Below are 11,060 nucleotides of genomic sequence, written 5' to 3'. Positions count from 1 at the left end.
TCTCAAGGAGCGGGGGACGGTGTTGGTCGAGGGCCGCAGCGTCGGGGATAAGATTGCCCAGGGACCGGTTCGAGTGATCAAATCCGTTCAGCAGATTCGCGCGTTTAAAGCCGGTGAGGTGCTGGTGACGGATAAGACGGATCCGGATTGGGAACCGATCATGAAAAAGGCGCGGGCAATCGTCACGAATCGCGGGGGACGGACCTGCCATGCTGCGATCGTCAGCCGCGAGTTGGGGCTACCGGCTATCGTGGGAACAGAACGCGCGACCGAGGTTCTCAGTGATGGCCAACGCGTGACGGTGTCCTGTGCCGAAGGCGACACAGGTTTTGTGTACGACAGGGAGCTCCCCTTTCATGTCGAGAAGATGGATGTGAAAGATCTCAAGCGGCCGAAGACGAAAATCATGATGAATATTGGTAATCCGCAGGAAGCGTTCAGATTGTCGTTTCTCCCCAACGATGGTGTGGGTCTGGCAAGGGAGGAATTTATTATCAGCACCTATATACGGATTCATCCTCTGGCGCTGATCGATTTCGATCGACTGGAAGACCAGACCGTTAAGGAAGAAATCAGCCGCATCACTGCCGGATATTCCAACAAGCCTGACTTTTTTGTCGAAAAGCTGGCACAGGGCGTGGCGATGATCGGCGCCGCTTTCTATCCCAAAGACGTAATCGTCCGGCTCAGTGACTTCAAAACCAATGAGTACGCCGATCTGACTGGTGGAACCAGGTATGAACCTCGTGAAGAAAATCCGATGTTGGGATTTCGCGGGGCGTCACGGTACTACGATCCTCGCTATCGCGATGGTTTTGCATTGGAATGCCGGGCGATGAAGATTGTGCGGGATGTCATGGGCCTGACGAACGTGAAACTCATGGTTCCCTTTTGCCGCACCGTCGACGAAGGGCGGCTCGTTCTTGCCGAGATGGAGCGTCATGGCTTGAAAAGGGGAGAGAAGGACCTCGAAGTTTACGTGATGTGTGAGATCCCGAGCAATGTGCTTCTGGCTGAGGAGTTTGCTGAAATCTTCGATGGATTCTCGATCGGGTCGAACGATCTGACGCAGCTGACGCTGGGGGTGGACCGGGATTCCGAGATCGTCGCTCATCTGTTCGATGAACGAAACGCAGCTGTCAAGAAGATGGTGGCGCAGGTTATTCGGACTGCCAAAGCGACGGGCAAGAAAGTGGGAATCTGCGGGCAGGCCCCGAGCGACTATCCTGAGTTCGCGCGGTTTCTGGTCGAGGAGGGGATCCACAGTCTTTCGCTGAATCCCGATGCCGTCGTGAAAACGACGATGGCTGTAATGGAGCAGGAAAAACAGCTTGGACGCTGAGCATTGAGCAGGTTGAATGACTGCAGGAGAGTGGATGGTTCTTGGGCGGTGATCCTCAATTCGCGTGGGTCGTGCCGCCGGCTTCAACGTAGTTACGAAGAGCCTCATAGTAGGTGGTACAGTTGGTTTCTCTCCCTCTCACGATGCGCTTTCCCGTAAGGGGGGCCTTGCGCCCCGTGACGATCGTGCACTGGTGCTCGCCGTGTTCGTCGTCGAAGTAGAGAATCACCCACTCATGCGTTTTCTTCAGCCGGTGCGCCAGGGCCGTATTTGAAAACATCGCGGTGTAGTGGCGTTCTCCTCGCTGGGTGTGGAGGATCGGCAGCCAGGCTTCCTTCCTGGGATTGAAGCGGCGCGGTGCGATCAGGCGGAGCTTGCCGGCCTTGGCGGATTCCCGGTATTCCCGATCCACATCCAGCAACTCCGCGATCGAAGGCTGGTCTTTTCGATGGCTCATGTTGATGGGGGCCGGCTGACGGATCCGTCCAAGGCGTGCAGCCAGCGAGTCGATGATACCTTGAAGCTTCTTGGTCCCGATTCCTTCTATGTTGGTCAGCCTGCCGTCGTGCGCTGCCATTTCTAATTGTTCCAACGTTTGAATGTGCAGGTCGTCGTGCAACCGCTTGGCGAGTGCTGGGCCGATGCCAGGTATTGAAGCGAGCAGTGCGGCAGAATCCAATTCACCTCGAAGACGATCCAGCATGGGGAGCCGTCCGGTTACGACGAGCGTGTGAATTGATCGGGATAGACTGACACCAATGCCTGGCAGGGCCTGCAATCCTTCAATCCCTCGTTTTGCAATGAGCTTCGACGCAGGTGTCTTGAGTTTTTCCAGGGTTTCGGCGGCTCGCCGGTAGGCCTGCACGCGGAAGCGATTGGCTTCCTGCTCCTCAAGAAGCAAGGCAACCTCCAGTAATTTTCTGGCGATCGCTCGATTGTGTGGAATGCTGGCCATGGCCGATGCGGTTTATTCGTAATGCAGTGCTTCGATAGGGTTGAGCTTCGAGGCCTTGTTGGCCGGATAGAGGCCGAAGAAGAGGCCGACCGCGACGGAAAAAACGAATGCCGTAATCACGGCTTCTGATGAAATGATGGTCGGCCAGCCCACCATCTTTGTCAACAGCCTGGCGCCTCCGATTCCCGCGGCGACACCGAGCACGCCGCCAATGATGGTCATGATGGTCGCTTCGATGAGAAATTGGAGCAGAATATGCCGGCGTTTGGCGCCGACCGCCATACGCAGGCCGATTTCTCTCGTCCGTTCCGTGACTGAAACAAGCAGAATGTTCATGATGCCGATCCCGCCGACCAGTAGCGAGATGGAGGCGATGCTCATGAGCATCAACATCATGGTCCGGCTGGCTCCGGCGATGGTCTTCTCGATGTCCTCCATCGTCCGGATCGTAAAATCGTCTTCATCCGCCTCGTAGAGCCGATGGCGGTTTCTCAGGAGGTCTTTGATGTCCTCGACGACAGCCGGAATGTCGTATCGGGTCTGGGTGGCGACGAGAATGATCCCGACTGCCCCGAGAAACTGTGTTCCCAAAACCTTTCGTTCCGCTGTGGAGAAGGGGAGGACGATCAGGTCATCCTGGTCCTGACCCGTCAGCGATTGGCCTTTTGGAGCGAGGACGCCTATCACACGAAGCGGCATGTTTCTGATGCGGATTTCGCTGCCGACGACATCCTCTCCAGGCTCATAGAGGTTCTCGATCGCCGTTTTACCCAATACAGCCACCTTAGCCGCCGAATCTTCGTCCGATTGGGTGAAAAAGTTACCCTGTGCGATCGGCCAATTACGGATATCGGTAAATTCCGGGGTTGTTCCGAGCACGACAGTGCTCCAATTCTTATTTTCATGAATCGCTTGAAGTACCGAACGAGTGGCATAAAGGACGATCGTGACTCCGCCGATCTTTTTCTCGATGTCCCGGGCGTCGTCCACTGTAAGGGTGGAGACAGTCCCCATGCCACCTCGGACGCCGCTGACGGTCGTTGCACCCGGGACGATGATCAATACGTTGGTGCCCAGGCTGGCGATTTCCGCCTGTACCGAAGCCGTCGCTCCCTGCCCGAGACTGACCATTGCGACAACGGCTCCGATGCCGATGATGATACCGAGCATGGTCAATCCGGCACGCATGGGGTTGCGCCGGAGGATCCGGAGTGCCGAAAGAATGGTCAGCCAGAGAAAGGACATGTTTCTTAACGGCAGCTGGACGTCAACGATCTAGCACCCGCTGAGGACCGGAAGCCGATTGCGTCTTTGTTCCGTTCATCTCATCCGCGGACTGAACCCGGGCGGAAGCGTTCTTTGCTCCCGTTCCTCTGGCGATTCGATGCCAATGATGACACGGTCGCCTTCTTTCAGCTCGCCGCCGATGATTTCCGTGTACAGTGAATCGGCGATGCCGGTTGAAACCTCTATCTGATCCGGTTTGTTCTGGCGATCCAGGGCCCAGACGCCTGTCGTCTTTTTATCGATTGGAACGTCAGGCATCCGAAATCGAAGGGCTCCGTTCGGCACGCGCAAGGGGTCTTCCTTTTTGTCCGTGATGATCGTCACATTCGCCGTCATGCCAGGCTTGAGTTTGAGATCACGATTGTCGACTGTGATCACCACATCGTAGGTCACGACATTCTGAATGCTGATCGGCGCATTGCGCACCTGGGTGACCGTACCCTCAAAGAAATACTTGGGGTAGGCATCCACCCTGAAATTGGCCGGTTTGCTTTCGGTGACGCCTCCGATATCGGACTCGCTGACGTTCGTATTCACCTGCATTTGTGTCAAATCTTGCGCGAGCACGAACAGGGTCGGTGTTTGGAAGCTGGCTGCCACTGTCTGGCCGACATCCACGTTGCGGGACACGACGATACCGTTGACGGGCGAGTAAATCGTCGTGTAGCCGAGGTCCAATTCCGCCGCCGAAAGTGTTGCTTGTGCTTGGTCGAGTTGGGCTTGCATGACGTCGGCGTTGGCTTCGGCATCTCGAAAGTTCGTCTCCGCCAGATCAAGGTCGGCCTGCGAGACAAATTGTTGTTCTCTGAGCCGTTTCATACGATCCCGTTCCCGCTTACGCTGGGCCGCCATGTTCTGTGCTTTTTCGAGGTTACCCTTGGCGCTTTTTACGGCGGCACGAGCCTGACTCACCCGGGCTTTGAACGGTTGTGGATCGATCTGCGCGAGGATCTGCCCTTGCCTGACTACGGAATTGAAGTCTGCGAAGGGCTTGGCGATCTTGCCGGATACTTGGCTGCCGACTTGGACGGAGATGACGGGATTGACCGTCCCGGTTGCGGTCACGACGGCTGTAATCGGGCCTCGATCGACCGGCACGGTTTTGAATAGCAAGGGGGCGGGACCTGTGGTCCACCAATACCAGACTGCAAGACCGATCAGAATCAGCGCTCCTCCTCCCGCGGCCATCACACCCCATCGTGGTTCTCTCCAGTGAGGGCGGCCGGCTTCAGCGGAAATGGTCATTCCTTGATCGTCTGCAAAGGAGCGACGGGCCGGAGCGTGAGCGGAATCACTGGGAACGAGCTCGTTCCCGGTTTCAGGCCTGGTCCGTTCTTCGGGAGGCTTCGTCATGTCGCGTTTGATCCAGAAGCGTTTACGAAACGGGTTGTTGTTTCATTGTCCGGGTCATAACACCTAATTTCAGGTCCTCTTTCCTCGTACGATGAGGACGGAACATGGAGCGTGCCTCAGCAGACTTTCTGAGGCACTCCCCAGATGAAGGCGTTCGGTCTTCGTTAATGTGCGTGAGCCGACCACGAGCAGATCGGGTTTGTCCGCTTCGACATACTTGACGATTGTGTCGATGACATGGTCCATCTGCACCTTGGTGGTTGCGGTGTGACCGTCTTTGATGAAATCGTCACGCAAAGAATTAACGAGTTGGGAGGCCCGCTCGATGACAGGCTTCGTCAATTGATCCAATTGCGACTGCGAGAGATACCGTGCGGCCAAATCCGTTACGGGGCTTTCCGCAGAGGAGAGGATCGTCACTGCGGCCGATTGAGGAAGAATCCGGGAGCGAAGAAAGGCGGCGGCAGCGCGGGACTGTTTGGAGTCGTCGACTGCGAGTGTGACGCGGTGGAACTCCGACAAAGGCTGCTTGACGACAAGAACCGCACAGGGGGCCATCGACGTGACTTGTCGGGATACGCTGCCGAGTAAAAAGCCCTTGATATCGCTCAACCCTCGCGATCCGATAAGAATCAGGTCGGCTTTCCAGCGTTTGGCCTGTTTCGCGATGGTCGAGGCGAGAGGACCGTAGGCAAGTACGCGGTGCAGTTTCGTGCTCGGCCCTGTTGCGGCCTGCCCAAGAGCAACCTTGGCCGATTGCTCTGCATCACGCAGCAGACGGTCACTGGCTTTTTCCATCGCTTCCAGCGCCTGCTTTTCTGCCTGTAGCGCCTTCCCCTTGGCTCGCCGGAATGCCGGTTTGTTGATTACATGGAGCAGGACGACGTGATCCGGTTCCCACTCTGCGAGCGCCTCAAGCGCTTGGACTCCCCATCTGGAATATTCCGAACCGTCCACTGCACAGAGAATTCGCATGAGTCGTTCCTCCTTCACATAGATGGGAAAGATCACTGAACCACCACATTCAATGTGCATTCGATGTGCCTGGAGCAGCAGAAGGTATGATTGAAAAATCAACCCAATCCAACGGCTTGGGGGGACTTAATGCCTTTTGTGTGGAGCAATACTGCGGCGTTTTGCAGCAGACCAGAAAAAGGCACTGGGGTGATAGGCGCCACTCAATCGCGGAAATATTGATTTTCGGTCACGCGACATACTTCATCACTTACAAAATATGTGAGTATCAGCCGTCTGCTATTCTGGCATCCTCATTGCGAAGTCTGCAAAGCAAGGGAGGAAGATGATGACCAAACGGCTCGCCTATCTGTTCAGTTTATTTCTTTGGGTAGGAGCGGGATCGATTTCCGCAGAGGAGGGAATGGTCGCTCGTATTGGAGAAGCTGGTGATGTGTTGGAGTTCCGGCAACAGGTCAACGGAGCAGTCGTTCAATACCATCTGCCGCTTTATCGTGCGGGAAATATCCGATATTTCAGCGCCGGCGTGGGTCTCGAAGAACGTCGAGCTTCGTATCCGCCGTTTTCCTTGAAACTGGTATTTACTGCCGGCGGGAGGCCGTTTCTGACCGGCGTCGATGTGACGATTCAGCCTACAAACGGGGATCCAGCGATCCATATCGGCCGTGAGCGGGTGGAGGGGCCGTGGCTATTCGTCGACCTTCCCTCAGGCGTCTATGACATTTCAGCGGCGCAAGGTGAATATCGGCAGGAGCTCAAAGGAATAACACTGGAAGCGGGGAAGCAAAGGACCGCCCATCTTAGGTGGGCCGAAGATCGCGGAGTGGTGAGAGACAAAGTGGGAGAGTGACAGGCGGCGGCGACGCCGATGTACTGGGACGTGGGTTGCGGAAATCGGGAGGGTGACATGCCGGCAAGGAAAAAGGGCGGGAAGAAAGCGGGCAAAGATTTTTCATCACTGACGGTTAAAGAAGTGATGGAGAAGCGCGTGCAATGTGCCCGCCTGACGACGAAGGGGGACGTCATCGCTTCGCTCATGATCGAGGGATTCGGAGCGGTACCGGTCGTGGATAGCGGACGGAGACTGGCCGGTATCGTCAGCGAACATGATATCCTGGCGGCCATCGACGATGGGCATCAGTTGGGGCGCATCACAGCGGGCGACATTATGACCGGCAACCCGTATTCGGTACGAACCGGAACGACCATCGGCACGCTGGTCCACGTGCTCCGCGCGAGCGATCTCGTTCGTGTGCCGGTGGTGAACGAGAAGGATCAAGTGGTAGGGATCATCGCAAGACGCGATGTTCTACGAACCTACCTGGGCGGCCGTTCCTCGAAGAGAAAGTGAGGGCTACGCGATGCGACAAACGGATTTCTTCATGGGGGCCTGTGATCCGAAGGCGCTCACAGTCGCGCAATTAATGCAGGATGCTGTTACCACCTGCACCCCGCGGACTGATGCCTCGACGATCGGGAGCATGATGACGCGGCGCAATTTCGGCAGTCTGCCGGTAGTGGAACAGGACGGCACCTTGGTTGGGATCGTCAGTGAATACGATCTGCTGCAGGCGATGATCGAGGGACGCGATTTGCGCAAGGTCCTTGCCGTTGAGATCATGTCGTCTCATCCGGTTTCGGTGACGGAAGATCAAACGTTGGCTCAGATCGCCGACCTGTTTCAGGATCGGTACATAACCCGTGTGCCGGTCGTGCGGAACAACAAACTTGTCGGGATCCTTGCCCGTCGGGACTTATTGTTCGGATATATGAAAGCGTCACAATACTGGTCGTAACTGCCTGCAGACTGATTCCGAGCGAAAGAATGATGGTCGCGGTTCTTCGCGATCCTTCTCCGTTTCTGACATCCACACACTCTCCTGCACTACAGACAGGCAGCTCAGTACCTCAGACTTCATTTCCTCCTCCTGCCGTTATGAATGCCTCAACAGAGACTGTTGAAATTGTTGACGAGATATCAGGAAACAGGTAACGAAACAGAAGGGTAGTCGTGTACGAAAACCCTTCAGACAGATAGCTTAGCGGTCGCCCCATTGCCGACCTATCTCTGTCAAGGCGAATCCCAAAGGTGAGGTCGTGCCAGCGCTTGTATACGTCGGCTCAGTGATTTCTGCTCTCATCATCGCTACGGGCATCATGTATTCGTTTGCCCTCCTCGGGCGCGCCGTGCAATCGGTGTATCCGGGCACAGGCTGGTCGTCGGCTGTCACCGTCTTGTGGAATGTGTTCATCGGAATAGGGATCGCTGCTTTTGTCACCAGTGTGTTCGGCATGTTGGGTTTCTTCAATCTCGTCTTGTTTATGGGAGTTCTTGCGGTTGGTCCTCTTCTCTGTGTGATGAGGCCGGAAGCATTCGTCGAGCCCTGGCTTGCAATTCGTGATGCGATTCAATCACTGCGCGAACAACCGGTTCTGACCCTTCCTCTTGTCGCGGCGGCAGCCGTCGTGATCGGTCCGTCCGCTGCACCGGAAATCTTTTACGATGCGTTGAACTATCATCTTGGCCTTCAATGGCAGTACCTGATTGCAGGAGAAATACAATGGATTCCGACGGTCGTGCACAGTGCCTTTCCCGCCCATCTCGATGTACTCTTCGGTCTCTGTATGAGAATCGGGGGGCCTGCGGCCGCGAAGTTCTTCAACCTTATTCTGTTTTTGCTCGGATGGTGTGCCACCGCTGTTTTCATACTGGAAGTGTTGGGTGACAGACGCGCTGCGCTCGCGGGTTCAGTGACGGTCGGGACGATTCCCGGCGTGATGGTGATGAGCACGATGAGCGGGATCGATGCGGCGTTGATTGGCTTTGCCGCCATGTCCGGTCTGGCGTTGGCCCGCATGCGCTCCTCGGAATCAGATGACCTGAACCGGTTGGCTTGCATGGCTGCCATGGGTGCCGGGGTCGCTGCCGGTTCGAAGTACACCGGGCTTTGGATCGTCGGTGTTCTCTCCCTCGTCATCCTCAAAGGCCGTCAGCCCAGACGTGCGGTACGTCTCGCACTGCTGTTTGTCGGAGTCTCGTTATTGTTGGCATCTCCCTGGTATGTAAGGAACATGATGGCAACGGGCGATCCGGTTTATCCGGTTCTGAGTGCGCAATTGGGGAACGAAGATGCGCAATGGGCCGTCGAGCGGATCAAGCGTGACGTGCCGGCGACCGGACTGTCGTTTACTTCTCTGAATGAGCTGGTTGTAGGGGTAATAAACAATCCAGGAAGGTTCGGGGCCGGGGCTGAGCCCGGTCTCTTGGTCCCGCTCGGTGCCGGGCTGCTGTTTGCCGGTGCGGCATGCAGCCCTCTCTTGCGCCCATGGGCGTTGGCCGTTGCCGTCTACGGGGTCCTCTGGATGAGCCAGTCGAGTGTCATTCGATACCTCTATCCGATTTTCCCCTTTTGCGCACTGGGGGTCGCATGGGCTGCCTCAGCGTTGTTCGGTCGGATTCGACGGCCCACGTTGGTCATGGCAATGATCGGGTTGCTCGCCCTTGCGCCGATGGTGCAATCGGTACGAATCCTCGATGCGCTGTACAGTGCTCAAGACATTGCAGCGCTTTTCACAGGCACTTTGTCAAACGACGAGTATCTGACGCGCCGGCTTGCTTACTATCCCGCAGCCCAGTGGCTCAACAACCATGCATCGTCAGACAGCCATGTCTACTACCTGGGAGAAACAAGGCTGTTGTATCTCGACCGTCCCGTGACCATGTCGTCCGCATACGATCACAATAAGATCGCAGATCTCCTGGCTCCGGATGCGCCGCCGTTCTTGGCGCAACTCAAGGACCGCGGCGTGACGCATATCATGATCCATGGCCGTGAAATCGAGCGGCTGAGAGGGAGTTACGACTATCTCCCGATATCAACCGATGCCGAACATCAGTTGCGCGCCTCGTTGGCAGGATGCCGGATCGTTTTTGCGAAGTCCGGTGTGCAGGTCTGCGAATTGCCGCGGTAGCCGAGGAAGGTCTCATGCTCAACGGGATGAGAGTCGTCGTCGTGATGCCGGCCTACAACGCCAGAAGAACGGTGGAGGCGACCTATCAGGAGTTGCCCCACAACATCATCGACAAGGTGCTGCTGACGGACGATGCCTCGACTGATGCAACGGTGGCCGTTGCCCGTGATCTCGGCATTCACACGATCGTCCATCCCCGGAACCGCGGGTATGGAGGCAATCAAAAGACCTGTTATCGCGAGGCTCTGGCCGCCGGAGCCGATATCGTCGTCATGGTCCATCCCGATTATCAGTATTCGCCAAAACTTGTGACGGCGATGGCGGGGATGATCGCCAGCGGGCATTATGATCTGGTGTTGGCTTCCCGTATTCTCGGCGGGCGAGCGCGCCAGGGAGGCATGCCGCTGTACAAATATATCGCCAACCGTGTCTTGACGCTGATTCAGAACCTGTTGTGCCACGCCAAGTTGTCGGAGTACCACACGGGGTTTCGAGCCTATTCGCGGAAGTTGCTCGAATTCGTTCCGTTCGAGCGCAACTCTGAAGATTTTGTTTTTGACAATCAAATCATCGCACAAGCGCTCTATTTCGATTTTGCGGTCGGCGAGATCAGCTGTCCCACACGCTATTTCCCCGAAGCTTCTTCCATCGATCTATGGCGTAGCGTCCGTTATGGATTCGGTGTTTTGCATACGACGGCCTGCCTGGTGCTCCAACGGCTCGGCCTCGTGCGCCTGGCCATCTTTGAATCGTCGCGAAACCCATGAATAGTTGTCCGGCTTGCGGGAGCAGGGTGTGGCGTGAGTGTCTCCTCTCCGCGGACATGTATACGGGCACGCCCCATAACCTCGTTATTTGCGATCAATGTAGTCTTGCGAAGACAGCCGGTGAGGAGCCGTGTGCTTCCGGGCAAGCGTACGTCTACCGCGGATCCTCAGACGCCGGTCAACGATTCGGGCCGATGCAAAAGGGCGTTACGGGCCTTTCGGGCGGCGCGGGCGGCGCGTCTCACTGGAGAGAACCCCGGCAAAGTTCTCGATGTGGGATGTGGCGACGGTTCATTCCTGGAGGCGTTGGCGCGACGTGGCTGGGAAGTGTCGGGGACCGAACTGTCGGAGTCCATCGCGACGGCTGCGCGGGCGCGCTTGGGAGACAACGTGCTTGTCGGGAACATTC

General features: G+C 56.6%; 11 protein-coding genes. 7 read left to right on the top strand and 4 right to left on the bottom strand.

Annotated features, from left to right (window positions below):
* A partial coding sequence (gene ppsA, locus ACWVCN_RS08905; RefSeq protein WP_455245214.1) for a phosphoenolpyruvate synthase occupies positions 1 to 1,342 on the top strand: 1,342 nt, incomplete at its 5' end.
* 55 nt (positions 1,343 to 1,397) lie between these two features.
* Here the strand turns inward: ppsA and ACWVCN_RS08900 are convergent.
* The 4 genes from ACWVCN_RS08900 to ACWVCN_RS08885 all read right to left on the bottom strand — a co-directional run bounded on the left by ACWVCN_RS08900 (position 1,398) and on the right by ACWVCN_RS08885 (position 5,912).
* Positions 1,398 to 2,297: a helix-hairpin-helix domain-containing protein gene (locus ACWVCN_RS08900; RefSeq protein ID WP_455245213.1), complete on the bottom strand. Its 900-nt coding sequence runs from the start codon at positions 2,295 to 2,297 to the stop codon at positions 1,398 to 1,400.
* Positions 2,298 to 2,309: 12 nt separating this feature from the next.
* Positions 2,310 to 3,542, bottom strand: a complete 1,233-nt coding sequence (locus ACWVCN_RS08895) for an ABC transporter permease (protein WP_455245212.1) — start codon at positions 3,540 to 3,542, stop codon at positions 2,310 to 2,312.
* A gap of 75 nt (positions 3,543 to 3,617) precedes the next feature.
* Positions 3,618 to 4,937, bottom strand: a complete 1,320-nt coding sequence (locus ACWVCN_RS08890) for an efflux RND transporter periplasmic adaptor subunit (protein WP_455245211.1) — start codon at positions 4,935 to 4,937, stop codon at positions 3,618 to 3,620.
* A gap of 69 nt (positions 4,938 to 5,006) precedes the next feature.
* On the bottom strand, positions 5,007 to 5,912 hold the full coding sequence (locus ACWVCN_RS08885; RefSeq protein ID WP_455245210.1) for a universal stress protein: 906 nt from the start codon (positions 5,910 to 5,912) through the stop codon (positions 5,007 to 5,009).
* Between the two features lie 325 nt (positions 5,913 to 6,237).
* Between ACWVCN_RS08885 and ACWVCN_RS08880 the strand changes: the two genes are divergently transcribed.
* The 6 genes from ACWVCN_RS08880 to ACWVCN_RS08855 all read left to right on the top strand — a co-directional run.
* Positions 6,238 to 6,762, top strand: coding sequence for a hypothetical protein (locus ACWVCN_RS08880; protein ID WP_455245209.1), 525 nt, complete (start codon positions 6,238 to 6,240; stop codon positions 6,760 to 6,762).
* Between the two features lie 57 nt (positions 6,763 to 6,819).
* Entirely contained in the window at positions 6,820 to 7,263 is a 444-nt protein-coding gene (locus ACWVCN_RS08875) for a CBS domain-containing protein (protein WP_455245208.1), read from the top strand.
* A gap of 10 nt (positions 7,264 to 7,273) precedes the next feature.
* Positions 7,274 to 7,708: a CBS domain-containing protein gene (locus ACWVCN_RS08870; protein ID WP_455245207.1), complete on the top strand. Its 435-nt coding sequence runs from the start codon at positions 7,274 to 7,276 to the stop codon at positions 7,706 to 7,708.
* Positions 7,709 to 8,009: 301 nt separating this feature from the next.
* Positions 8,010 to 9,884, top strand: coding sequence for a hypothetical protein (locus tag ACWVCN_RS08865; RefSeq protein WP_455245206.1), 1,875 nt, complete (start codon positions 8,010 to 8,012; stop codon positions 9,882 to 9,884).
* A 14-nt stretch (positions 9,885 to 9,898) separates the two neighbouring features.
* A complete protein-coding gene (locus ACWVCN_RS08860; protein WP_455245205.1) occupies positions 9,899 to 10,651 on the top strand; it encodes a glycosyltransferase family 2 protein in 753 nt (250 codons plus the stop codon).
* Positions 10,652 to 10,783: 132 nt separating this feature from the next.
* A partial coding sequence (locus tag ACWVCN_RS08855) for a class I SAM-dependent methyltransferase (RefSeq protein ID WP_455245204.1) occupies positions 10,784 to 11,060 on the top strand: 277 nt, incomplete at its 3' end.

The organism is Petrachloros mirabilis, assembly GCF_975968855.1.
The sequence above is the reverse complement of the archived record's forward strand: the minus strand, read 5'-3'. Positions and strand labels throughout refer to the sequence as shown.

What these genes read in the sequence shown, in the direction of transcription:
- ACWVCN_RS08900 (WP_455245213.1), bottom strand. Translation starts at nt 2,297, where the DNA reads ATGGCCAGCATTCCACACAATCGAGCGATCGCCAGAAAATTACTGGAG.
- ACWVCN_RS08895 (WP_455245212.1), bottom strand. Translation starts at nt 3,542, where the DNA reads ATGTCCTTTCTCTGGCTGACCATTCTTTCGGCACTCCGGATCCTCCGG.
- ACWVCN_RS08890 (WP_455245211.1), bottom strand. Translation starts at nt 4,937, where the DNA reads ATGACGAAGCCTCCCGAAGAACGGACCAGGCCTGAAACCGGGAACGAG.
- ACWVCN_RS08885 (WP_455245210.1), bottom strand. Translation starts at nt 5,912, where the DNA reads ATGCGAATTCTCTGTGCAGTGGACGGTTCGGAATATTCCAGATGGGGA.
- ACWVCN_RS08880 (WP_455245209.1), top strand. Translation starts at nt 6,238, where the DNA reads ATGATGACCAAACGGCTCGCCTATCTGTTCAGTTTATTTCTTTGGGTA.
- ACWVCN_RS08875 (WP_455245208.1), top strand. Translation starts at nt 6,820, where the DNA reads ATGCCGGCAAGGAAAAAGGGCGGGAAGAAAGCGGGCAAAGATTTTTCA.
- ACWVCN_RS08870 (WP_455245207.1), top strand. Translation starts at nt 7,274, where the DNA reads ATGCGACAAACGGATTTCTTCATGGGGGCCTGTGATCCGAAGGCGCTC.
- ACWVCN_RS08860 (WP_455245205.1), top strand. Translation starts at nt 9,899, where the DNA reads ATGCTCAACGGGATGAGAGTCGTCGTCGTGATGCCGGCCTACAACGCC.